The following is a 23,330-nucleotide window of genomic DNA, read 5'->3' as shown; positions in this document are numbered from 1 at the left end:
ATGGCAGGGCGGCGCGCGGGAGTTTGAAAGGCGTGCCGCGACCCGGCATCCTGTCGCCCGCGCCTGCGCGCATCCGACGCGGCGACGATCCGGAGTGTTCCCAATGACATCCCCAGCCCGGGCGCGCGTCGCGCTTTCGATCCTCGTCTTTCCGTTCCTGTTCGCGGCGGGTTGCGGCCGCTTCGATCAGGACGATCGCCGTGCCGACGCCGGTCCCCGGTCCCTGGCCGGCCAGGTGGAGGATCGCGCGGGGGAGGCCGGGCCGCCCGCCGCACCGACCGCGCGCGCGCGCGCCTTCGCGGCCTTGCCCGACCGCGGCGACCTCGTCGGCTACCCGTCGACCCCGGTGGTGCGGGTCGCGGGTCCGCACGCGTGGCACAAGGCGGAGGTCAGCGAAGCGCATGCCCTGCGCGCGATCGCCGGCGGCACGCTGCACTTCACGACGCCCGACGGCCGGGCGCTGGCCTACGAGTACGAGCGCCACGTCGAACACCCGTCGGGGGACTGGACCTGGGTCGGGCGGCTGGCGGGGAGCGCGCCGGGCGTCCAGGCGATCCTGACGTTCGGTGCCGACGCTGTGTTCGGCAGCCTGGGCCAGTCCGACGGCCCGGAACTCCGCCTGACGACGCGGGAGGCCGCGTCCTGGATCGTGGCCCCGGCGCCGGGCCTGGCCGCCTCCGGCGCGCCGCGTTCCGGCTCGCGCCCCGACTTCCTCCTGCCGCCCGCCGCGCCGCGCGCGTCGGGCGCGGCCCCGGCGCGCGCCCAGGCGGCGATCGCCGTCCCCTCGACCGCGTCCGCCACCGCCACCGCCACCGCCGCGGCGACCACGACCGTCGACGTGCTCGTCGGCTACACGCCGGGGTTCGCCGCCGCCCTCGGCGGAAACTCCCAGGCGACGACGCGGATCAACTTCCTCGTCGACGTCGCCAACGCGGCCTACGTCAACAGCGGCATCGATGCGGCCGTCCGGCTCGTCCATGCCATGCAGGTCAGCTATCCCGACGCCACCGACAACGCGCAAGCGCTGGAGAAGATGACCGGCTACGACGGGGCGTCCAACCAGTACACGACGCCGGACCCCGCCTTCACCGCGCTGCGGAACGCGCGCGAAACCTACGGCGCCGACCTGGTGTCCCTCGTCCGCAAGTTCAACGACCCCGAGAACGAGGGGTGCGGCATCGCGTGGCTGATCGGCGGCGGACTCAACGCGATTTCACCGGGCTACGAGTACTTCGGCTACTCCGTCGTCAGCGACGGCGTGGACGGGGGCTTCTACTGCACGGACGAGACGTTCGTGCACGAACTCGGCCACAACATGGGCTCCGCCCATGACGTGGATACCGCCAAGGGCGACGACGGCGTCCTGGACAACCCGGACGACTACGGCCGGTACACCTACTCGTTCGGCTACCGCACCGGGCTCGCGAACGGCGACTTCTACACGGTCATGGCCTACCCGGTGGACCGCGACTCCGGGCCGCAGCAGAAGTCCTACCGGATCTTCTCCACGCCGGCCAAGACCTTCTGCGGCGGCTTCGCGTGCGGGACGGCCTCGGCCGACAACGCAAGGAGCCTGCGGCAGACCGTCGGGATCATCGCGACGTTCCGTGACACCGTCGTGCCGGACCAGGCGACCGGCGCGCGGAACGACATCGGCGGGGACGGCCGCTCGGACCTGATGTGGTTCAAGTGGGGCGCGTTCCGCGGCTGGAACATGCAGGGGTACACGATCGCCTCGACGGTGGACTACACCCCCGCCTCCGACCTGTTCCCGTACGTGACCGGGCAGTTCAACACGCGGTCCGGCACGGACATCGCCTGGCGGGATGGCGCCGGCAAGCTGGTCTTCTGGGTCGACGGCGCCGCCGGCTACCAGCGTTCGGCCCGGGAGTACCCGATGAGCTTCGGCTGGCGGTTGCAGGCCAGCGGCGACCGCAACGGCGACGGCACCTCGGACCTGGTGTGGCGCAGCGCGGTCGACGGCCGGGTCATGTACTGGCACATGGGCCCGGCGCAGGAACGGCTGTCCTACCGCGCGTTCACGCAGCTGCCCGCGTTCGACATCGTCACCACGGGCGACTTCAACGGGGACGGCAACCTGGACCTGTTCTTCCGACGGCGCTCCGACGGCGCGACGGTCATCTGGCTGGCGCAGGGCGTGGGCTACGCCACCAGCAGCCCGGGATCGATCTCCAAGTACTGGGTGCCCGTGAATTCCGGCGACTTCGACGGCGACGGCGACGACGATGTCGTGTGGCGCAGCCAGATCGACGGCCGGGTGATGATATGGCGGATGCAGAACGGGCTCCGCGCCTCCTTCGCGGTCTTCGACTCCGACACGACGCGCGAACTGCTCGGCTCGGGCGACTTCAATGGCGACGGCCTGCTCGACCTGGTCTGGCGCCGCAACGACGGCGCGGTGTCGACCTGGCTCAACGAGCGTGGCACGTTCAGCAACCGCTATGTGGGCACGATCGACACGAGCTGGAAGTACGTGACCGGCGGGCGTTGACCCGCGGGCGGGCGCTGCCCGGCGCCCGCGACGGCGGCGGTCGTCAGCCGCCCGCGATGATGCGCGCGATCCGGGTGGCGGCCTCGCCGTCCCCGTACGGGTTGTGCGCGTGCGCCATCGCCGCGTACGCCCCGGCATCGTCGAGCAGGCGGCTCGCTTCCCGCAGGATCGACGCCCGATCCGTGCCGACCAGGCGGACCGTGCCGGCCTCGACGGCTTCCGGCCGCTCGGTCGTCTCCCGCATGACCAGCACGGGCTTGCCGAGGGACGGCGCCTCTTCCTGGATGCCGCCCGAGTCGGTGACGATCAGGTCGCTGCGCGACATGAGGTACACGAACGGGAGGTAGTCCTGGGGCGGGATCAGGTGCACGTTCTCCAGCCCGCCCAGGACGCGGTTCACCGGTTCCTGGACATTGGGATTGAGGTGGACGGGATAGACCACCTGGGTGTCGGGCCGCGACGCGATGTCGGCGAGCGCCCCGCAGATCTGTTCGAACCCGCCACCGAAATTCTCCCGGCGGTGGCCGGTCACCAGGACCAGGCGCCTGGACGCATCCAGGAAAGGAAAGCGCGAGGCGAGGGTGCTCCGCAGGGCCGGGTCGGCCTCGATGCGGGCCACGACGTCCAGGAGCGCATCGATCACGGTGTTCCCGGTCACGTGGATGCCCGATTCGGCGAACCCTTCCCGGAGGAGGTTGTCGCGCGCGCGGGGCGTGGGCGCGAAATGGATGTCGGCGATCGGCGCGGTGAGCCGGCGGTTCGCTTCTTCCGGCCAGGGGGCCGCCATGTTCCCCGTCCGGAGGCCCGCCTCGACGTGGCCCACGGGGATGCGCGCGTAGAACGCCGCCAGCGCCGTGGCCAGCGTCGTGCTGGTGTCCCCGTGCACCAGCACGAGGTCCGGCCTGCGTGCCTGGAGGACGTGGCTCATGCCTGACAACAGCCGGCCGAACAGGTCGGGCAGCGCCTGGCCCGGCTGCATCAGGTCGAGGTCGTCATCGGGCTCGATCCCGAAGAGGGAAAGCACCTGGTCCAGCATCTGCCGGTGCTGCGCGGTCACCGCGACCAGCGTCTCGATGTCGCCGCGCGCCCGAAGCGCCGCGACGACCGGGGCCATCTTGATGGCCTCGGGCCGGGTCCCGAAGACCACCATCACCTTCTTCATGCTGCGCGCGTCCCGCGGTTCGAGGCCATCAGCCGAGCTGCGCTTCGAGTTCCGGCAGCACCTTGAACAGGTCGCCCACCAGCCCGATGTCCGCCACCTCGAAGATCGCGGCATCGGGATCCTTGTTGATCGCCACGATCGTGCCGGCGTCCTTGATGCCGGTCAGGTGCTGGATCGCGCCGCTGATGCCGATGGCGACGTAGAGCTCGGGCGCGATGATCTTGCCCGTCTGGCCGACCTGCAGCTCGTTGGGCACGTAGCCCGCGTCGACCGCGGCGCGCGACGCGCCCACGGCCGCGCCCAGGCGGTCGGCGAACTTGAAGATGACGTCGAAGTTCTCCTTCGAGCCGACGCCGCGGCCACCCGAGACGACGCGCCTGGCGCTCTGCAGGTCAGGGCGGTCGGAGTCGCCGGAAGCCAGGTCCTTGAATCGGGTGTGCGCCGGCAGGTCGGCATCGACGGTCGTGTCCACCACCTCGGCGGCGCCGCCGGCGGCGGCCTCCTGCCACGACGCCGTGCGCACGGTCGCGACCACGGGGGCCTCCGCCGGCGCCTCGACGGTGACGATCGCGTTGCCGGCGTAGATCGGCCGCTTGAACACGTGCGTGCCCTCGACCTCCATCACGTCGGACACCTGCGAGACACCCAGCAGCGCCGCCACGCACGGCATCAGGTCCTTGCCGAAGGTCGTCGACGGGCCGAACACGTGGGTGTATCCGTCGGCCAGCTTCGCGACCTGCGGCGCCAGCACCTGGGCCACGGCGTGGGCGTTGGCGGCGTTCGCCACCGCCAGCACCTTGCCGACGCCCTCGAGCTTCGCGGCCTCGGCCGCGACCGCGCCCGGGTCGTCGGCCAGCACGGCGATGTCGATCGCCTCGGGGGACATCGCCTGCGCGGCGGACACGCACTTCGCGGTCGACCCGTTGAGCTTGCCGTCGAGGTGTTCGGCGACGATCAGGACCTTGGCCATCTTCGATTCCTTCTTGCTTCGCGCGCGGCGCGGCCCGTGGGCCGTGCGCGCGCCTTGGTCGGGTTCCGGGCTGCGACCGCCGCCGCGGTCAGAGCAGGCCCTTCTGCTTGAGCGCGGCCACCAGCTCGGCCGCGTCCTTCACCATCACGCCGCGGCTGCGCTTCGGCGGCGGGGCGTGGTGCGTGGTGCGCAGGCCGCCACTGTCCTCCACGCCGAGGTCGGCGAACGGGATCGCCTCCAGCGGCTTGGACTTCGCCTTCATGATGTCCGGCAGCTTGATGAAGCGCGGCTCGTTGAGGCGCAGGTCCGTGGTCACCACCGCCGGCAGGTCCACTTCCAGCGTCTCCAGGCCGGCATCGACCTCGCGGACCACGGTGGCCTTGCCGTCAGCGACCTCGAGCTTCGAGGCGAAGGTGGCCTGCGGGCGCCCCCAGAGGGTGGCCAGCATCTGGCCGGTCTGGTTGGCGTCGTCGTCGATCGCCTGCTTGCCGAGGATCACCAGGTCCGGCTGCTCCTTCTCGACCAGCTTCAGCAGGGTGCGGGCGGCGACCAGCGGCTGGATCTCCCGCCCGGCCTCGGTGACCACGTGGATCGCGCGGTTGGCGCCCATGGCCAGGCCGTTGCGCAGGTGGGCCTGGGCGTCGGCCGGGGCGATGGTGGCGACCACCACCTCGGTGGCCACGCCCTTGTCGCGCAGGCGCAGGGCCTCCTCGAGGGCGATCTCGTCGAACGGGTTGGCGGACAGCTTCACGCCGTCGGTGACCACGCCGGACCCGTCCGGCTTGACCTGGACGCGGACGTTGTAGTCCACCACGCGCTTGTAGCCGACGAGGATCTTCATCGTGCGGGGGATTCCTTTGGGAGCGGGGACCGGCCCGGAGGCGGTGACCGGCCATTCTAGCCGAGCGCCCCGCCAGCCGCAGGTCGCCTCGCGCGGATGGCCGGTGCCCGATGTCGGTCGCGTGAGCCCTTCGACGGGCCCGGAAACGGCTCGCCGCGGTGGTGTCCCGACCCACTGAGGTTCCAGTGATGAAGACCTTGCGCCAAGGGGTTCTCGTCCTTGCCGTCCTTGCCGTCCTTGCCGTCCTTGCCGTCGTTGCCGTCCTCGGCAGCGCCACGCGCGAGCGGTCCGCGCAGCCGGGTCCCGACCAGGTGATGCGCGCGGGGGTGGACGGGGCACGCACCGACGGGCCACGTCGACCCGCCGGGACCGCAGGCATCGCGCCAACACGCGCGGTCGCCGACGCGCAGGATCCCGGTGAACTGCTGGCGTACCCGGTCGACCGGCCCGCGCGGCGCGGCGGCCACGACGGGGTGCCCGTCCGGGCCAGCGAGGCGCACGCCCTGGCCGCCATCGTGTCGGGCCGCCTGCGCGTGACGACGCCGGATGGCGCGACGGCCGTGCTCGAGTACCTCCGCCACGTGGAGCACGCCGACGGGCACTGGAGCTGGATCGGCCGCCATCCCGACGTGCCGGACCAGCACGCGATCGTGACCTTCGGGCCCGGCGCCGTGTCCGGATCGATTCCGGGGGGTCGCGGGCTCGCGCCCCTGCGCCTGGCCATGGCGGACGGCGTCGCGTGGGCCGGCATGGACGCCGCGGGGGGCGCCGACCCGGCCGCGTTCCCGGTGGTCGCCGTCCCCGCGGGCGCGTCGCCCGATCCGGCGGTAAGCGCGTCGGCAGCGCCCGCGGGCGTCGACGCGACGGCGGCGGACGCGCATCGGCCAAGCAGGCCGGACGATGGTGGCGCGATCCGCACGATCGACGTGCTGGTCGCCTACACCGGCGGCTTCGCGGCCGCGCGCGGTGGCCCTTCGGCAGCGCTGGCCCGGATCCATCATTTCGTGGACAGCGCCAACCAGGCGCTCGCGGACAGCGGGGTCGGCGTCCGGCTCCGCCTCGTGCATGCGATGCCGGTGGCGTATCCGGACGCGACCGGCGACAGGGCCGCGCTGGTGGCGCTCACCGGTGGCGGCTCGTCAATCGCCCCGGGGCTGCCCGGACTTCGCGCACTGCATGCGGCGCGCGACCGCAGCGGCGCCGACCTGGTGATGCTCGTGCGCAAGGCGAGCGCAGCGGGGAAGGGTGGCTGCGGAATCGCCTGGCAGCTCGACGGCTCGAGTCCGCCCGACGCGGACGCTGCGGCCTTCGGCGCGTCGGTGGTGGCTGACGGTGCGTTCGATACCGCCGGACGATGGGTTGCCTGCGGCGAGGACGCCTTCGCGCAGGCGCTGCACCACAACCTGGGCATCCGCCGGGACGACGGTGGGCGCCTGCGCGGCGACGCGCGGACCCTCGGCGCCGTGGCGGCGTTCCGCGCCACGGCGAGTGTCGCGGCGCTGCCGGAAGGCGACGTGGACGGGAACGGCACCAGCGACCTGTCGTGGTTCAGGGCAGGAAGCCTCGAGATCTGGATGATGCACGGCAGCACGGTGGAGTCGCAGGCGGCATACACGCCGGTCACCCCGCTGGTGCCGTACGTGGGCGGGGAGTTCAACGACGTCCCCGGCAGCGACATCGCCTGGCGCGATCATTACTGGGATGGCGTCGTGACCTTCTGGTGGGGTGGACCGACCTACACCCAGCCCTACTACCAGTACACGATGTCGTGGGGCTGGCGGCTCCAGGCGGCCGGCGACCGCAACGGCGACGGCATCTCCGACATGTACTGGCGCAGCGCCGTCGACGGGCGGCTGATGTACTGGGAGATGTCGCCGTCGCCTCCGGTCAGGCGCGCCGTCAGGGCGTTCCCCCAGTCGCTCGACGCGGACCTGCTGATGTCCGGCGATTTCAACGGCGACGGGCTCACCGACCTGCTCTTCCGCACCCGGAAGACCGGTGCCACGGAGACCTGGTTCCCGACCGGGGACGACTACGCTGTGGTCCCCGGGGCGGCGATGTCCAAGTACTGGCGTCCGGCGGGCGCGGCGGACTTCGACGGCGACGGCGACGACGACATGGTGTGGCGCAGCGCCCTGGACCACAGGGTGGTGGTCTGGGTGATGGAGGGCGGCGAGCGCGCGGGGCTGGCGGTGTTCTCGTCCGATGCCGACCGCCAGTTGCTCTGGGTCGCGGACCTCAATGGCGATCGCCACCTGGACCTCGTCTGGCGCCGCGCGGACGGAACGGTCAGTGCCTGGCTCAACACGGGCGGCGCCTTCCAGCACCGCTACGTCGGGTTCCGGGACACGTCCTGGTCGCTCTTCACCGGCGGGCGTTGAAGCCTGCGCAAACGGCGCGCGGGCGGTTGCAGGATCGTCCGCCGCGCCCGGCCATGCCGGGGCGGAACGCGGTGGCCGACGTCGCCGTCGTCGTGGCGTGGCGCCCGCCGTACGGCGGGCGGGTATCCTTACGGCCCCCCGACCCGGCCTTCCGAAGGCACGCCCATGTCACGACCCTCCTTTCAGAGTGGAGACGCCGGCGCGCGCATCGGGCCGCGGCCGTGCCGCGGCCGCCCGGGAAGGACCGCCTAGGCGGACGCCCGCCGGATGCCACGCAAGGACACGCGCCGCCGATGACACTGGGCTGGGAGGGATGGCTGACCGTCGGCGTGGTGCTGGCAACGCTCGGCCTATTGCTGTGGGAACGCATCGGTCCGCACCGCGTGCTGCTCGGTGCGGTCGCCATCCTGATCGGATCGGGCGTCCTCGCCCCGGCCGAGGCGCTGGCGGGCTTCTGGAACCGGGGCGTGCTCACCGTGGCGGTGCTGTTCGTGCTGGTCGCCGCCCTGCGGACCACCGGGGCCATCCGCTGGATCGGCGACTGGGTGCTGGGCAGGCCGCGCGGCGCGTTCCTCGCGCAGGCCCGCACGATGGCGATCAGCGCCCCGCTGTCCGCGTTCATCAACAACACGCCGATCGTGGCGATGCTGACCTCCGCGGTGGAACAGTGGAGTCGCCGGAGCGGCGTGGCGCCGTCCAAGCTGCTGATGCCGATGAACTACGCCACGGTGCTGGGCGGGATGTGCACCCTGGTGGGCACCAGCACCAACCTGATCGTGGCCGGGCTGGTGCTGCAGCAGCCGGGAATCGAGGCGCTCGGCATGTTCGACCCGCTGGGGGTCGGCGCCGCCGCGGCCCTCGCCGGCATCGCCTACTTGCTCCTGGTCGGCCGCTGGCTGCTGCCGCAGCGCGCCTCCGCGTTGCAGCAGGCGAGCCACACGGCGGAGTTCGCCGTCGAGATGCTGGTGGAGGCGGGGTCGCCCGTCGTGGGGAACACCATCGAGGCCGCCGGCCTGCGCCACCTCAGCGGTTCGTACCTGGTGGAACTGTGGCGGGACGGGAGCCCGAGGTTCGCGGTGTCCCCGGAAACCCGGCTGTGCGCGGGCGACCGGCTCGTCTTCGTCGGCGCCACCGACGCGGTCCGCGAGCTGCGCAGGCTTCCCGGCCTGCGGCCGGCGACCGACCAGCTGTTCAAGCTCGAAGGCGATCGGCGCAGGACGCTCGTCGAACTGGTGCTTTCGCGCTATTCCCCGGCGGTTGGGCACACGTTGGTGCAGTCGCGCTTCCGCTCGGTCTACAACGCCGCGGTGATCGCGGTCTCGCGTGGCGGCAGGCGTCTCCAGGGCAAGCCGGGCGAAGTGCTGCTGCAGGCCGGCGACACGCTGCTGGTGGAGACGGACCCGGGTTTCGTCCGCCGCCACGGGACGTCACCGGACTTCCTGGTCGTGAACGAGGTCGACGGCGCCCCCCGGGTGGACCGGAAGCGTGCGCTGATCGCGCTGGGCCTGGTGGGCGCGATGATCCTGGCCAACACGGTGCTGGGGGTGGACATCCTGTATTCGGCGCTGGCGGCGGCGATCCTGGCCGTGGCCACCGGCTGCGTCGCGCTGGAGGAACTGCGGCGCAGCCTCGATGTCCGCCTGCTGGTCGTGATCGCATCGTCCTTCGCCCTCGGGGCGGCCCTCGAGGCGAGCGGCGTCGCCGCGGCGGTGGCCTCGCAACTGGGTGGCTGGGCCGGCTCGGACCCGTTCTGGACGCTCGTCCTCGTGTACGTGGTGGCGGTGGTCTTCACGGAACTGCTGACCAACAACGCGGCCGCGGTGCTGATGTTCCCCATCGGCCTGGCGGCGGCGCGCCAGTTGGGCGTCGACCCGATGCCCTTCGTGATGGCGGTGATGATGGGCGCGTCCGCGGGGTTCATGACGCCCATCGGCTACCAGACCAACCTGATGATCTACGGGCCGGGCGGCTACCGGTTCATGGACTACCTGCGCGTCGGCGCGCCGCTCTCGCTGGTCGTGGGCATCGCCGTGCTCACGGCGATCCCGGTCTTCTGGCCGTTCTAGGGGCGGGCCGGGGCGGCGGACGTTAGAATGCCGGGCCGCGCGGAGCGCGGAGCCATCGTCCAGAGGATCGTCCCACCCCATGCCGGACCCGCACGCCCTGTCCCACCTCGACCGCCTCGAGGCGGAGAGCATCCACATCCTGCGCGAGGTCGCCGCCGAGTTCCGCAACCCGGTGATGATGTATTCGGTCGGCAAGGACAGTTCGGTCCTGCTCCACCTGCTGGTGAAGGCCTTCTACCCCGCCCGGCCCCCGATCCCGCTGCTGCACGTGGACACCGGCTGGAAGTTCGGCGAGATGATCGCGTTCCGCGACCGCCGGGCCCGGGAGACGGGCGTGGAACTGCGCACCTGGACCAACCCGGACGGCCTGGCCCAGGGCATCGGGCCGGTCAGCCACGGCGCGACCGTCCACACCGACGTGATGAAGACCCAGGCGCTCAAGCAGGCGCTGGACAAGTGGGGTTTCGACGCGGCCATCGGCGGGGCGCGCCGCGACGAGGAGAAGTCGCGCGCCAAGGAGCGCATCTTCAGCTTCCGCAACGCGCAGCATCGCTGGGACCCGAAGAACCAGCGGCCCGAACTCTGGAACCTCTACAACACCCGGATCCACAAGGGCGAGTCGGTGCGCGTGTTCCCGATCTCCAACTGGACCGAACTGGACGTCTGGCTCTACATCTTCCGCGAGAACATCCCGGTGCCCTCGTTGTACCTGGCCAAGGAGCGCCCGGTCGTGGAGCGCGACGGCGCGCTGATCATGGTCGACGACGACCGGCTGCCGCTGCGCGACGGCGAGACGCCCGCGATGCGCCGCGTCCGCTTCCGCACCCTCGGCTGCTACCCGCTGACCGGCGCCATCGAGTCCGAGGCGGACACGCTGGAGAAGATCATCGCCGAGATGCTGGTGGCGACGACCTCCGAGCGGCAGGGCCGGGTGATCGACCACGACCCGTCGGCCTCGATGGAGAAGAAGAAGCAGGAGGGCTATTTCTGATGGGCGCCATGGACACCACCGCCGACGCGCGCGCCCAGGTCGCGGCCTACCTGCAGCAGCACGAGACCAAGGACCTGCTGCGCTTCATCACCTGCGGCAGCGTCGACGACGGCAAGAGCACCCTGATCGGGCGCCTGCTGCACGACACCAAGCTGCTGCTCGACGACCAGCTGGCCGCGCTGGAGAGCGACAGCCGCCGCCACGGCACCCAGGGCGAGGACATCGACTTCGCGCTGCTGGTCGACGGCCTTGCCGCCGAGCGCGAGCAGGGCATCACCATCGACGTGGCCTACCGGTTCTTCGGCACCGAGCGCCGCAAGTTCATCGTCGCCGACTGCCCCGGGCACGAGCAGTACACGCGCAACATGGCCACCGGCGCATCGACCGCGGACCTCGCCATCGTGCTGGTGGACGCGCGCAAGGGACTGCTGACGCAGACGCGCCGCCACAGCTACATCGTGTCGCTGCTGGGCATCCGCCACGTGGTGCTGGCGGTGAACAAGATGGACCTGGTCGACTACGACCAGGGCGTGTTCGACGCGATCGAGTCGGGCTACCGGGAACTGGCGGCGCAGCTCGGGATCCCCGACGTCACCGCGATCCCGCTGTCGGCGCTGAAGGGCGACAACATGCTCGAGCCCTCCGCGGCGACGCCGTGGTACGACGGCCCGTCGCTGCTCGGCCACCTGGAGTCCGTGCAGGTCGAGCGCGGCACCGGCGGCACGGCGTTCCGCATGCCGGTGCAGTGGGTCTGCCGACCGAACCACGAATTCCGCGGCTTCGCCGGCACGATCGTGTCGGGCGAGGTCGCCCCGGGCACCGAGGTCGCGGTGCTGCCGTCGGGCCGTCGCTCGAAGGTCGCCCGCGTGGTGGCCGAGGGCGGCGACCTGGCCCGTGCAGGCGCCGGGCAGGCCGTGATCCTGACGCTCGAGGACGAGGTCGACGCCAGCCGGGGCGACGTGCTCGCCGCCGCCGCGAGCCCACCGGAGGTCGCCGACCAGTTCGCCGCGCACCTGCTCTGGATGGACGACGCACCGTTGCTGCCCGGGCGCCCCTACTGGCTGAAGATCGGCAGCCGGACCGTCGGCGCGCAGGTCACCGAGATCAAGCACAAGGTCGACGTCAACACGCAGGACCACCTCGCGGCCAAGCACCTGGACCTCAACGAGGTGGCCTACTGCAACCTCTACCTGGACCAGCCGGTCGCGTTCGAGGCGTACGCGGACAACCGCGAGCTCGGCGCCTTCATCCTGGTCGACCGCCAGACCAACGCGACGGTCGCCGCGGGCACCCTGGACTTCGCGCTGCGCCGCGCGGGCAACATCCACTGGCAGCACGTCGACGTCGACAAGGCGGCGCGCGCGCGGATCAAGCACCAGTCTCCGCGCTGCGTCTGGTTCACCGGCCTGTCGGGCTCCGGCAAGTCGACCATCGCCAACCTGGTCGAGAAGAAACTGCTGGCGATGGGCCACCACACGTACATCCTGGACGGCGACAACGTGCGCCACGGCCTCAACAAGGACCTCGGCTTCACCGACGAGGACCGCGTGGAGAACATCCGCCGCGTCGCCGAGGTCGCCAGGCTGATGGTGGACGCCGGCCTGATCGTGCTGGTGAGCTTCATCTCGCCGTTCCGCGCCGAGCGGCATATGGCGCGGGAGATGTTCGGGGAGGGCGAGTTCCTGGAGGTGTTCGTGGACACCCCGCTGGAAGTGGCCGAGCAGCGTGACGCCAAGGGGCTGTACGCGAAGGCGCGCGCCGGGCTCATCCGCAACTTCACGGGCGTCGATTCCAGCTACGAACCGCCTTCCACGCCGGAGCTCCGGCTCGACACCACGGCCTCGAGTGCCGCCGAGGCCGCGGAGGCGGTGATCGCCAAGCTGGCGCGGTGATCGAAGCGGCGGCCATCGTCGTGCTCGTGCTGCTGGCCGTGCAGACGTACGCGGCGGCACCGACGGTCCGATGGCTGCCCCTGGCGCTGGTCGCCGGCCTTGCGGGTACGGTCGCCGCGCACCACGTCCTCGCGCCCCGGTTCGGCGCACGGGTCGACGCCGAGTCGACCCGCCTCGTCCTGCATTCGCTGCCCGGGTTGCGCGCGGCGCTGGCCGATCCGGGCACGGAACTGCTCGTCGTGGTGAACGGCGCGAGCGTGACCGCCCGGGGCGTCGACGGTTCGCTGCTGCAGACGCGCCTGCGCCACCGCACCGGGCTCGCGGTCGCGGTCGTGCAGGTGTCGCTCGCGGGCGCGAACCACATCGAGCGCCAGGCCATCGCGCGCTCGCTCGTCGATGGCCTGTCCTCCGCGGAGCGCGCGCGCCTGGCGGCGATCCCGATGGTCGTGCTGTGGGAGGTCCACCGCGGGTACGACACGGAACTGCTCGCGCAGTTCAGCGAGAACCGTGGCACCGCGCGCGCCTTCGCCTACCTCGACGCCGCGGGCGCGTGGCGTTGGCTGCGCGCGGCCAGTGCCGCGAACCGGCCCCTGCTGCGGAAGCAGGCGAGGGAACTCGCGCCGGAGGTGGCATGGCACGCCGGAGTGTCGACGTTCCGGCTCGGGAGCTGGCACTGGTTCGCGCCGTCCGGCGGGATCAGGCCCCTGGCGGGCTTCAACCCGGAGGAGCGCCTGCGGGAGCGGGCACGCGTGGTGGGCTTGCCGATGAACATCGAACGGATGCGGGCGGTGCGATCCGCGGGCGCGCCCGTCTACCTCGACCGGAACCTGGTCCCCGGGTACCTCGACGCGTTCCGGAATCCACGTGCCGAAGTCGTGTTCTTCTCGCCCCCCTCGCGCCACGTGGGCCACATGGCGTACGTGCAGCAGGTCTGCAGGGACCATGCGGGCAAGGTCTGCATCGGGTTCCGCAACCGCGCGCTGCTGGCCCGCCTGGACCACAGGCGCTTCTGGGTGGACGGAAGCCATCTCGCCCCGGAGGGCGCGAACATCTACACGCGCTGGCTGTCGGACGTGCTTGCCGACGCCGTCATCCGCCACGACATGGCCCGCCAGCGCGATCCCTTCGGCTGACCGGCGTCAGGCCGGCTCGATGGTGAACTCCGATGCCGTCCGTTCCGCGGGCCAGGGCAACTCGACCACGCGCGCCGGTCCGTAGCGCAGGTAGGCGGTGGTGCGGTGCCCGGCGACCACGCGGACGTCCGGCAGGCCATGGCGCAGCAGGGCCGGACCGATCCGGACGCAGCCGTCCCCCGGCTCGACGTCCAGGCCCGGCGGGACGTGGAACCGGGTCACCACGTCGCCGGGCGCGTCGAACCGGTCGGTGATCCGCACGCGGTCCCCGGAAAAGGAAAAGTCCCGGACGTAGGTCGCGTCGTCGAACATGAAGCTGCGGCAGGACACGCCATCCGCCGTCGGCGTCATCCCCCAGCGCGGGGCGTGCCTGCGCCAGCGGCGCGACGTCGTGCTCCGGATGACGTTGCTGCCAGTGCGCACGCTGAGGTTGTGCGCGTCCGCGCTCCGCGCGTAGTCGCGTTCCCAGCCCCGGGCATAGCCGAACATCCCGGCTTCGATGAAGACGTCCTCGCCGTCGATCGCCAGGAGGAACGTGCCATCGTCCGCGTGCCGGTGCGCGTTCGCCAGGAAGCCGCACTTGGCGACGAGCCACGTGCGCGCGGACCGGTAGGCCGCGTACCCCGCATGGGGGAACACCCGCAGTCCGCGGCGGGCGGCGGGTACCGGTTCGATCCGCTTGCCGGGCAGGGTGTCCCCGAGTTCGGGCCAGGTGCCGTCGGGCCGCGCCACCCACGCCGTGAACTCCCGGTCCTGCTGCAGCAGGGCCTCGTCGATGCGACCGGAGAGCAATCGTTCGCATTCCACGATGCGCGCCGGGATCCAGGACTGGTAGCCGGGCGAGTTCTCGGTGACCACACCCTCCGCGGAGAGAAGATGGTTGCGCTCGACCGCCAGTCGCTCCTCGAGTTCCGTCTCGGGAATATCGAGGAAAGGAAAGTAGCGCTTTGCCAGGGCGAGGGCGAAGATCTGGTCGAGCGCGTGGTTGTGATGGCTGCGCGCCAGGTCGCCGCGGAGGCGTTGCGCATGGACGTCCACCAGGCGGAGCAGCCTGTCGCGGAATGCTGGTGAAAACAGTTCGAAGGCGACGCCGAACAGGCGGACAAGACGCTTCAGTCTCAGGGCGGCCGTATGGTCCCGCCACCCGTAGACCGGATCGGCGTCCGAGTTCTCGGCCCAGTCATCGATCAACGTTTCGAGGAACGGGATCGCGCGCGCGTCGCCGCGTTCCTGATGGAGTCGGATGTACACCCCAGTCAGCGCGAGGGACTGGTGGTGCCAGCGCCAGTTGCCGTCTTCCTGCGCACCCCAGTCAGGAACTTCGTAGAGCGGACGCGGGTCGTCCTCCTGCCGATATCGCCAGCCATCCTCGGAAAGGCGGTTGAACTCCGGCTTCGCCTCCGGGCTTGTCTCCGCGACAACGGAATGCAGATGCGCGCGGAACTGGGGGCTGTCAATATCCATCCGCGCAATCCTATCCGAGCGGAGGACGCCCGATTCCGATGAATGACGGAACCCATAGACACGGCCTCGTCGGCTCACCCAGGCTCTGGGACATGAAGCGCCGCTTCCAGATCGACTACCTGCGCGGGCAGGGCCTGCGCCCTTCGGATCGGCTGCTCGATCTCGGGTGCGGGACCTTGCGCGGCGGCATCCCGTTGATCGCCTACCTCGAACCGGGACGCTACGTCGGCGTGGACGTCCGGCGCGAGGTCATCGACGAGGCGCACGCCGAACTCGCCCTCCACGGCCTGGAGGACAAGGCGGCGCGCCTGCTGGCCCTCGATCACCTGGATGGCGTCGACCTGGGGCAACGGTTCGATGTCGCCTGGGCGTTCTCGGTGCTGATCCACCTGGACGACGCACGACTGCACGAGGCGTTGGCGTTCGTCGCGCGGCATCTCGCGACGGGCGGGGTGTTCCACGCCAATGCCAACGTCGGCGAACGCGCGCCCGGCGGATGGCAGGGCTTCCCGGTGATGTGGCGCCCGCTGGCGGCCTATCGCGCCGCGGCCGCCGCCGCCGGCCTCCGGCTGGACGACGCGGGGGCGCTCGGTGAACTGGGCCATGTGTCCGGCGTGCCGGCCCAGGACGCGCAACGCATGTTCGCGATGACCCTCGACGCGTGACGCGCCCGGGGCTCACGCGCGGTCGGCTCGCCGCGCCCCGCACCCGACCGGTCACCTGGCGCCGAACATGACCACCCGTGCGGAGCCGTCCGGCTGCCGCCTGACGTCGTACTGGACCTCGCGGAGGTTCCCGCCGATGCCGGTCACGTAGGCGAGCGCCCAGTCCGTCGCATCGCTCTCGCGGGCGAAGAGGAATTCCATCCTGCAGGTCCGGGCGCGGCACTCGATCCGCCGCTCGCGGGGAGGGGCAGGCTCGATGGCCAGGATGGCGTCGGTCGAGCCGACGGCATCGAGCTTCCTTTCGGCACCCGGAGCCCATCTCGCGTCGACCGTCTCGTCCTCGAACGCGTTGTCCATCAGCACGAACTGGCGCTCGCGTTCCGCGGCGACGACTTCCGGCGCTTCGAGTGCCTGCTCCAGCTGCCGCTGCATGGCGAGTCGTGCGCCGGGCGCGTGTCCCGGCGCGGACTCGAGCCGGGCGAGTCGCGCGCTCACGTCGGCGAGGCTCGCTTCGAGTGCCTGCAACCGGGACGCCTGCGCCGCGGTCACCGGGTCGGTCGGGCCCCCGGGGCCCGCCCCGGCGCCCGCCACCCACCAGGCGACGGCGGCCGCGAGCGCCGCCGCCATCGCCGCCATCAGGTAGCCGCTTCCCCGACCTTGCGGCGCCATGGGTCAGAGATCGTCTTCGAGGGAGTTCTGGACCCAGCGGATGGTGCCCATCTCGACGCCCGCCGGCAGCAGGCAGGAGATGTTGATGTGCGTGTCCGCGGTCGCCACCTTGCTCATGCCGACGAAGGACAGGCCCGTCGTCTGGCCCACGTTGACGCTCACGCTCCCGGGATAGTTCTTGACGCCCGCCTGCCGGCCGCCCCCCTGCGCGGTGCACGTCACCTCCACGGGCGCGTCCGTGGTGTTGCTGAAGTAGATCCGCAGGTCGTTCGTCATCCGGTCGCCCGCCAGGTCCGTCTGCAGGGAACAGGAGACGTAGATGCTCTCCGGCTTGTTGTTGTAGATCCCCAGCGGGCGGTACCGGAGCCCGCCGAGCTGGAGCGGCGTCGCCGGCTGGCAGACGCTGGTCGCCGCCACGTAGTAGGTCCGCGACGTGTGCGCGGCGGCATCCCCGGGCACCAGCGCGGCGCCCACGAGGCACATCATCGAAGCGCTCAGGATTGCCTGTCGCATGTTCATCTCCCTGTTCTGTCGGGCCATGCGCCTGCGGGAAGCGTTCGGCACACTTCCGTCCCCGTCAGCCACGGCCGTGGTATCGGCCCCTCGTCATAGATCGTCGGTGAGCGAGTTCTGCACCCACTGGATGGTCCCCATCTCGATGCCGGAGGGGAGCAGGCAGGAGATGTTGAGGTGGGTGTTCGATTTCGAGACCTTGTCGATCCCTGTGAACACGAGGCCCGTCGTCGCCCCCGCCGCCACGTTCACGCTCCCCGGGTAGTTGGTGAAGCCCGCGACCCGGCTTCCGCCCTGGGCGGTGCAGGTCACTTCCACCGGTGCCGCCGTGGTGTTGGCGAAGTAGATCCGGATCTCGTTCGTGGCCACGTCGCCGTGGAACTCGGTTTGCAGCGAGCAGGACACGTAGATGCTCTCGGGCTTGTTGTTGTAGATCCCCAGCGGCCTGTAGCGGAGGCCGCCCAACTGCAGTGGCGTCGCCGGCTGGCAGACGCTGGTGGCCGCCAGATGGAGTGTCCTGGAGGTCAGGGCGCTGGCCTCGCCGGACACCAGCACGGCGCCGGCGAGGCACGTGATGGCGCTGGTCAACAATGCATGACGCATGGGAAATCTCCTTGATCCGGCTTCGGGAACATTGCTCCCGCCCGGACCAACGACCCGGCCCCAGCGGACCGGCCAGCGGAGGGCGATGCGGACGATGAACGGTTCAACCGCGATGCCTGGGCGGCCGGGAGCGCGCCCGGACCGGTTCCGCGCCGAGCGAAACCCGGCCCTAGAGATCGTCCTGCGCGGACTGCTGCGTGAACGAAATCCGCCCCATCTCGATTCCGCCCGGCAGGAGGCAGGACAGGTTCACGTGCGCCTCCTGCTCGCGTCGCCGATAGATCCCCTCGAACCGGAGCTGCGCGGACGTGCCGGCGGGCACGGCCACGCTGCCCATGTAGCTGCTCGCCCCGTGGATGCGACTGCCGCCTTGGGCGACGCAGCCTACGTCGACGGCTTCCGGGGTGGTGTTGTGGAACGAGATCTCGAGCCGGTCATCACCCAGATCACCGCGCGTGTCCGTGTAGAGCGAGCAGGACACGTAGACCGGGCTGGACGTGGGATTGAAGATGCCGAGTGGCCGCTGGCGAAGGTCCACCCCCTGGAAGGCCGTGACGGGCTGGCAGACGGCGGTCGCCGCCACGTGGTGGGTGATCTCGTTCGCCCGCCCGGGGAAGCCCGCAGGCAGCAGCACCACCACCGCTGCGGCCATGACCGTGAAGGAACGGAAGTTTCGCTTCATTGGTGGATCCTTTCCAGATTGCGGCCGCGCGTTCAGCAACCGTAGTAGCAGAACTGGCGCGCCGAAACGACGCCCATTTCCATCCCGGGTGCGATCCTGCATGACAGGGTGTGGAACTCGTTCCAGCCGAATGAATAGAGTTCGGAGGACATCCGGGCCGAGCCCCGTGCAGGGACCTCGGTGCTCGTCATCCGCGAGCCCGACGCACCACCGGATTCGCGATTGCCGACCATGTGGACACAGGTCACCGACTGCGGTTGCGAGGCATAGTTGTGGAAATGTGTGCCGAGCGTGTACGAATCGGACCCCGTGGACCGGATCGCGCACGAGAGGTCCACGGGGATGCTCCCGGCGTTGAAGATGCCGAGCGGCCGGAACCTGAGCGATTTGGCCGCGTCCGACGTGGCTGCCTTGCAGAGCCCCGTGGCGGCTGCTTGCTGCTCGACGTAATAGGTTTGTGGATGTCCGCTCATGGGCAGCACGCCAAGGGCGGTCGCGAGGAATACGGCAGTCCGGTTCGGCGTCTGCATGTTGCCCGGTTGGCGTCGCGGAGCCGGTTGCCCCGGGGGGGAAAACGCAGCCCCCGCCGAAGACAGGACACCGCCTTCAGCGATGGCCGAACATCGTGACGCGGACCGAACCATCCGGCTGCGGTTCCACGAAATGGACGCTGGTCGAGAGCACCCCGCCCACGCCGGTGAGGTAGGCGGTCGTCCAGTCGGTCGCGTCGGCTTCGTCGTCGAACGTGAATTCCAGCCTGCACGTTTCACTTCGGCAATCGATCCTCCGCGACGCGGGTGGATCGGCCTCGAAGGCGAGGATCGCCTCGGTCCTGCCCGCCAGTTCCAGACGGTGTTCGGTGGCTGCCGCCCAGGCTGCATCCACGGGTTCGCGTTGATGGGCGACCTGCAAGCTCGCCCGGGTCGGCGCGGAGGGACGTTGCGTCGCGGGTGCCCCGCGGATTCCATCGGTGCGCGGGAAGGAGCGCGATTCGCGACGGGGGGCGCTTGCCTGGCGCATGGCCTCGATGTCACGGGCCATGGCGTCGATCCGGGTGGAAAGCGACGTGACCCTGGCCGCGAGTGCGGAGGTTTCGTCCACGCGTGCGTTCCAGGCCGCGGCGCCGAACGCGACGCCGCCTGCGGCGAGGATCCATGGCCAGAAACGGTCGTTCTTCAACAATTGCATCTCGGCGGCATCCCTCGGCTTCCGCCTTGGCGCCCCTTCGACCGGCGAAGGGGCACATGGTGGTTGCGTTGCCTAGAGGTCATTGGCGATCGCACGCTGGCCCATGGTGATCCGGCCCATCTCCACGCCACTGGGTAGCAGGCAGGACAGGTTGATGTGCGACCGGTAGTCCCGCCTGCGATGGATGCCTTCGAACACCAGTTGCGCGGAGGTGCCGGGGGGCACGCTGACGTCGCTCGAATAGTTGTTCACTCCCGTGACGCGGCTGCCACCTTGCGCGGTACAGCCCACGGTGACGGGCTCCCCGTTGCCGTTGAAGAATGAAATTTCCAGTCGATCCTTGCCCACGTCTCCCAGGGGATCGGTGTAGAAGGAGCACGAGATGAAGACACCGACCGGCTTCGCATTGAAGATTCCCATGGGCCGATGACGGATTCCCGCTGCATTCAACGCGGACATCGGATGGCAGGCCGCGGTCGCCGAGAAGGTGTGTTCCTTGGTGTCCGCACGGGCGGGCGCGCCAGACATCGACCACCATAGGACGGCCGCCAGGGTTATCGGAATTCCAGTCCTCATAGAATCCATCCTCGAGTGCACGCGGGTCCTGCCGGGCTCGCTTCCGGGCTCAGTCACACCCCTGCTCGCAGTACCTTCTGAAGTGAATGGTGCCCATCTCGACGCCGTGCGGCACCCGGCAACTGAGGCTCAGGAATTCGGACTGCCCCGGGAAAAGACGATGGCTCGCCTCCGTGGTGCGTCCTGCGTCGATCGATACGCTCCTGAAGACCGAGCGCACACCGTCGGCGGCGTCGCGCGACCCCGTCAGGGTCACGCAGGGGACCTCGGCCTCGAGGTCGGTCCCGTTGTAGAAGGAAAAATAGAGCCAGTAGTCGTCCGCGTCATGGGTACGCAGCGAACATGCGACGTCGACGGCGGAATCGCCCGCGTTGTAGATCCCGATCGGGCGATACCGCAGGCGATGATCCGGGCTGTAGGCCGCTGCGCCACAGGTGCCGGTCGCGGACACATCCAGCGCACGCCGCAGTTGCGTCTGCGCACTCGCGCCAGGCGAAGTCCCGGACATGCACAGCCCGACCCATGCTGCAATGACTGCCTGGACGTTCATCGCCACCCTCCCGTGTCGCACGGTGCCGGATCGATTCCAGGCCCCGGACAGTACGACGGATGCTTCGTGCAACCCGGGGGAAGGTGCCAGAAACCTTCCCGGAAGGAAACGCGTGCGAGTGCCCCCGGGGACTACAGGTTCTGGTAGTTCGGCCCGGCGCCGCCCTCCGGCGCCACCCAGTCGATGATCCGGTAGGGATCCTTGATGTCGCAGGTCTTGCAGTGCACGCAGTTCGCCGCGTTGATCTGCAGGCGCTTGCCGGTGCCCTCGGGGCCGTCCGGGTCCTCGACGATCTCGTAGACGCCGGCGGGGCAGAAGCGGGTGCAGGGGTTGGCGTACTCCTCGGCGCAGCGGGTCACGCAGACCGACGGGTCGTGGACCACCAGGTGCACCGGCTGGTCCTCGTCGTGCTCGGTCGCCGCGAAATACACGCCGGCGAGCCGGTCGCGCGGCGGCAGGTCGCGGTCCACGTAGTCGGCGGCAGCACGTTCCGGGCGTCCGGCGTCGCCGTCGAGCGTGTCCAGCGAGCACCAGTCGGCCCTGACCTTCAGCGTCCACGGCGACCGCCCGCCCGTGAGCGTTTCCCAGCCGGCATTGAGCATGCCCAGCCACAGGCCCTTCTTGAAGCCGGGCTTGATGTTGCGCACGCGGCGGAGCTCGGCCATCGCATCGGATCCGCGCAGCGCCGCGTCGAAGCCGTCCGGCGAGAGCGACGTCGCCGCCAGGTGCTCGGCGGCCAGCATCCCCGAACGGATCGCCTGGTGGGTGCCCTTGATCTTGGGCACGTTGAGCAGGCCGGCGGTGTCGCCGACCAGCAGCGCGCCGGGCATCTCGACCTTCGGCAGCGACTGCCAGCCGCCCGTGGCGATCGCGCGCGCGCCGGCGGACACGATCGTCCCGCCCTCCAGCAGCGGCTTGATCGTCGGGTGGTGCTTCCACTGCTGGAAGGCCTCCCACGGCCGGTACTTCGGGTCGGTGTAGTCCAGGCCGCTGACGTAGCCCAGCGCGATCCGGCCCTTGTCGAGGTGGTAGAGGAAGCTGCCGCCGTAGGTCGAGGTGTCCGCCGGCCAGCCCAGGGTGTGCACGATCTTCCCCGGCGAGACGCGCGATTCGTCGACCTGCCAGAGCTCCTTGATGCCGATCGAATACGCCTGCGGATCGCTGCCGGCGTCCAGGCCGAAGCGCTTCACCAGCCGCTTGGTCAGGTGGCCGCGCGCCCCTTCGGCCAGCACCGTCACCTTGGCGCGGATGTCGATGCCCTGGGTGAAGCCGGGCTTGTGCGAGCCGTCCTTCGCCACGCCCATGTCGCCGATGCGCACGCCCGCCACGCGGCCGTCGTCGTCGTGCAGGGTCTCGGCGGCGGCGAAGCCGGGGTAGATCTCCACGCCCAGCGCCTCGGCCTGCGGCGCCAGCCACGCGCACATCGCGCCCAGGCTGACGATGAAGTTGCCTTCGTTGTGCATCTGCGGCGGCACGGGCAACTTGCGGCCGCCGCTCTTCGTCAGCAGCCAGAACTCGTCTTCCGTGGCCGGGACGCAGATCGGCGGTGGCGCATCGCGCCAGCCGGGCAGCAGGGCGTCCAGAGGACCCGGCTCGATCACCGCGCCCGACAGGATGTGCGCGCCGATGGTCGATGACTTCTCGATCACGCAGACGCTGATCGACGGGTCGACCTGCTTGAGCCGGATCGCGAACGCCAGGCCCGCCGGGCCGGCGCCGACGGTGACCACGTCGTACTCCATCACGTCGCGTTCGGTCTCGGACATGCAACTGCTCCTGCTGGCGAACGGGCATTTTCCCGGCTGGCCGCGGACGCGGCAAATCCGGGCGGCGCGGGCCTATCCTCGCGTCCGTGGATGCGACGCCGCGTGAGACCCGATCGCAGGCCCTGCCGCTGCCCGGCGGGGACGCCGTGCTGTGGCCGCACTGGTTGGCGGATCCCGAGGCGGACGGACTCTTCGATGCGCTTCGCGACGGCCTGCCGTGGTCCGTGCACGCCATCCGCCTCTTCGGCCGCGAGATCCCCTCGCCGCGGCTGAGCTGCTGGATCGGGGACCCCGGGGCGGCCTACCGCTATTCGGGCGTGCGCCGCGAACCCCATCCCTGGCCCGCGTCGCTGCTGCCCGTGCGCGAGCGCCTGGGCAGGGCGCTTGGCGTCCGGTTCGACAGCGTGCTCGCCAACCTCTACCGCGACGGCGGCGACGCGATGGGCTGGCATGCCGACGACGAGCCGGCGCTCGGCCCGGACCCGGTCATCGCGTCGCTCAGCCTGGGCGCGACCCGCCGGTTCGCCCTCAAGCCGAAGGCCGGCGTCGACGGCGGAAGCCGGCTGGCGGTGCCGCTGCCCCATGGCAGCCTGCTGGTGATGCGGGGTTCGACGCAGGCCCGCTACTTGCATGCGATCCCGCGCACGCGGCGCCCGGTCGGGCCGCGGATCAACCTCACGTTCCGCCGCGTGCTGCGCGGCTGAGG

General features: G+C 70.6%; 21 protein-coding genes. 8 read left to right on the top strand and 13 right to left on the bottom strand.

The annotated features are described in order from the left end of the window. The first annotated feature begins 103 nt into the window (after nucleotides 1-103). Nucleotides 104-2,512 carry a reprolysin-like metallopeptidase gene (locus ACYU7H_RS09285; protein ID WP_460814159.1) on the top strand — a complete coding sequence of 803 codons (2,409 nt, stop codon included), beginning with the start codon at nucleotides 104-106 and terminating at the stop codon, nucleotides 2,510-2,512. 43 nt (nucleotides 2,513-2,555) lie between these two features. Here ACYU7H_RS09285 and wecB read toward each other — a convergent pair whose 3' ends face one another. From wecB to ACYU7H_RS09270, 3 genes are all read right to left on the bottom strand, one after another. Next, nucleotides 2,556-3,674 (bottom strand): non-hydrolyzing UDP-N-acetylglucosamine 2-epimerase, encoded by a 1,119-nt coding sequence (wecB, locus tag ACYU7H_RS09280; protein WP_460814157.1) that lies wholly within the window; start codon nucleotides 3,672-3,674, stop codon nucleotides 2,556-2,558. A gap of 28 nt (nucleotides 3,675-3,702) precedes the next feature. Next, nucleotides 3,703-4,644, bottom strand: coding sequence for an electron transfer flavoprotein subunit alpha/FixB family protein (locus tag ACYU7H_RS09275; protein ID WP_460814155.1), 942 nt, complete (start codon nucleotides 4,642-4,644; stop codon nucleotides 3,703-3,705). A gap of 88 nt (nucleotides 4,645-4,732) precedes the next feature. Further along, nucleotides 4,733-5,485, bottom strand: coding sequence for an electron transfer flavoprotein subunit beta/FixA family protein (locus ACYU7H_RS09270; protein ID WP_460814154.1), 753 nt, complete (start codon nucleotides 5,483-5,485; stop codon nucleotides 4,733-4,735). Nucleotides 5,486-5,673: 188 nt separating this feature from the next. Here ACYU7H_RS09270 and ACYU7H_RS09265 point away from each other — a divergent pair, with 188 nt between their 5' ends. The 5 genes from ACYU7H_RS09265 (at nucleotide 5,674) to ACYU7H_RS09245 (ending at nucleotide 13,948) form a co-directional block, all read left to right on the top strand. Then, nucleotides 5,674-7,866, top strand: coding sequence for an FG-GAP-like repeat-containing protein (locus ACYU7H_RS09265; RefSeq protein WP_460814152.1), 2,193 nt, complete (start codon nucleotides 5,674-5,676; stop codon nucleotides 7,864-7,866). Between the two features lie 293 nt (nucleotides 7,867-8,159). Beyond that, nucleotides 8,160-9,932 (top strand): SLC13 family permease, encoded by a 1,773-nt coding sequence (locus tag ACYU7H_RS09260; RefSeq protein WP_460814150.1) that lies wholly within the window; start codon nucleotides 8,160-8,162, stop codon nucleotides 9,930-9,932. 79 nt (nucleotides 9,933-10,011) lie between these two features. Beyond that, a complete protein-coding gene (gene cysD, locus ACYU7H_RS09255) occupies nucleotides 10,012-10,923 on the top strand; it encodes a sulfate adenylyltransferase subunit CysD (RefSeq protein ID WP_460814148.1) in 912 nt (303 codons plus the stop codon). Then, the gene (gene cysN / locus ACYU7H_RS09250) at nucleotides 10,923-12,815 is read left to right on the top strand and encodes a sulfate adenylyltransferase subunit CysN (protein WP_460814146.1); all 1,893 of its coding nucleotides are present in this window, start codon (nucleotides 10,923-10,925) and stop codon (nucleotides 12,813-12,815) included. The genes cysD and cysN overlap by 1 nt, the downstream gene beginning before the upstream one ends. Next, nucleotides 12,812-13,948 (top strand): hypothetical protein, encoded by a 1,137-nt coding sequence (locus ACYU7H_RS09245; protein ID WP_460814144.1) that lies wholly within the window; start codon nucleotides 12,812-12,814, stop codon nucleotides 13,946-13,948. The genes cysN and ACYU7H_RS09245 overlap by 4 nt, the downstream gene beginning before the upstream one ends. Nucleotides 13,949-13,954: 6 nt before the next feature. Here ACYU7H_RS09245 and ACYU7H_RS09240 read toward each other — a convergent pair whose 3' ends face one another. After that, a complete protein-coding gene (locus ACYU7H_RS09240) occupies nucleotides 13,955-15,412 on the bottom strand; it encodes a heparinase II/III domain-containing protein (protein ID WP_460814142.1) in 1,458 nt (485 codons plus the stop codon). A 92-nt stretch (nucleotides 15,413-15,504) separates the two neighbouring features. Here ACYU7H_RS09240 and ACYU7H_RS09235 point away from each other — a divergent pair, with 92 nt between their 5' ends. Further along, a complete protein-coding gene (locus tag ACYU7H_RS09235) occupies nucleotides 15,505-16,077 on the top strand; it encodes an SAM-dependent methyltransferase (RefSeq protein ID WP_460814140.1) in 573 nt (190 codons plus the stop codon). 51 nt (nucleotides 16,078-16,128) lie between these two features. Here the strand turns inward: ACYU7H_RS09235 and ACYU7H_RS09230 are convergent, their stop codons facing one another. From ACYU7H_RS09230 to ACYU7H_RS09190, 9 genes are all read right to left on the bottom strand, one after another. Continuing rightward, the gene (locus ACYU7H_RS09230) at nucleotides 16,129-16,746 is read right to left on the bottom strand and encodes a hypothetical protein (RefSeq protein WP_460814139.1); all 618 of its coding nucleotides are present in this window, start codon (nucleotides 16,744-16,746) and stop codon (nucleotides 16,129-16,131) included. 3 nt (nucleotides 16,747-16,749) lie between these two features. Next, nucleotides 16,750-17,259, bottom strand: coding sequence for a hypothetical protein (locus tag ACYU7H_RS09225; protein ID WP_460814137.1), 510 nt, complete (start codon nucleotides 17,257-17,259; stop codon nucleotides 16,750-16,752). Between the two features lie 93 nt (nucleotides 17,260-17,352). After that, on the bottom strand, nucleotides 17,353-17,862 hold the full coding sequence (locus ACYU7H_RS09220) for a hypothetical protein (protein ID WP_460814135.1): 510 nt from the start codon (nucleotides 17,860-17,862) through the stop codon (nucleotides 17,353-17,355). A gap of 169 nt (nucleotides 17,863-18,031) precedes the next feature. After that, nucleotides 18,032-18,544, bottom strand: a complete 513-nt coding sequence (locus tag ACYU7H_RS09215) for a hypothetical protein (RefSeq protein ID WP_460814133.1) — start codon at nucleotides 18,542-18,544, stop codon at nucleotides 18,032-18,034. 32 nt (nucleotides 18,545-18,576) lie between these two features. Then, entirely contained in the window at nucleotides 18,577-19,074 is a 498-nt protein-coding gene (locus tag ACYU7H_RS09210) for a hypothetical protein (protein ID WP_460814131.1), read from the bottom strand. A 76-nt stretch (nucleotides 19,075-19,150) separates the two neighbouring features. Next, on the bottom strand, nucleotides 19,151-19,732 hold the full coding sequence (locus tag ACYU7H_RS09205; RefSeq protein ID WP_460814130.1) for a hypothetical protein: 582 nt from the start codon (nucleotides 19,730-19,732) through the stop codon (nucleotides 19,151-19,153). A 72-nt stretch (nucleotides 19,733-19,804) separates the two neighbouring features. Continuing rightward, nucleotides 19,805-20,260 carry a hypothetical protein gene (locus tag ACYU7H_RS09200; RefSeq protein ID WP_460814128.1) on the bottom strand — a complete coding sequence of 152 codons (456 nt, stop codon included), beginning with the start codon at nucleotides 20,258-20,260 and terminating at the stop codon, nucleotides 19,805-19,807. A gap of 97 nt (nucleotides 20,261-20,357) precedes the next feature. Beyond that, nucleotides 20,358-20,858, bottom strand: a complete 501-nt coding sequence (locus ACYU7H_RS09195; RefSeq protein ID WP_460814126.1) for a hypothetical protein — start codon at nucleotides 20,856-20,858, stop codon at nucleotides 20,358-20,360. Between the two features lie 131 nt (nucleotides 20,859-20,989). Next, on the bottom strand, nucleotides 20,990-22,624 hold the full coding sequence (locus tag ACYU7H_RS09190) for an electron transfer flavoprotein-ubiquinone oxidoreductase (protein WP_460814124.1): 1,635 nt from the start codon (nucleotides 22,622-22,624) through the stop codon (nucleotides 20,990-20,992). Nucleotides 22,625-22,710: 86 nt separating this feature from the next. Between ACYU7H_RS09190 and ACYU7H_RS09185 the strand changes: the two genes are divergently transcribed. Next, complete coding sequence (locus tag ACYU7H_RS09185) at nucleotides 22,711-23,328, top strand: alpha-ketoglutarate-dependent dioxygenase AlkB family protein (protein WP_460814122.1); 618 nt, start codon at nucleotides 22,711-22,713, stop codon at nucleotides 23,326-23,328. The last annotated feature ends 2 nt before the right edge of the window (nucleotides 23,329-23,330 follow it).

The organism is Luteimonas pelagia, assembly GCF_054776035.1.
This window is presented reverse-complemented; position numbering and strand designations above follow the sequence as displayed.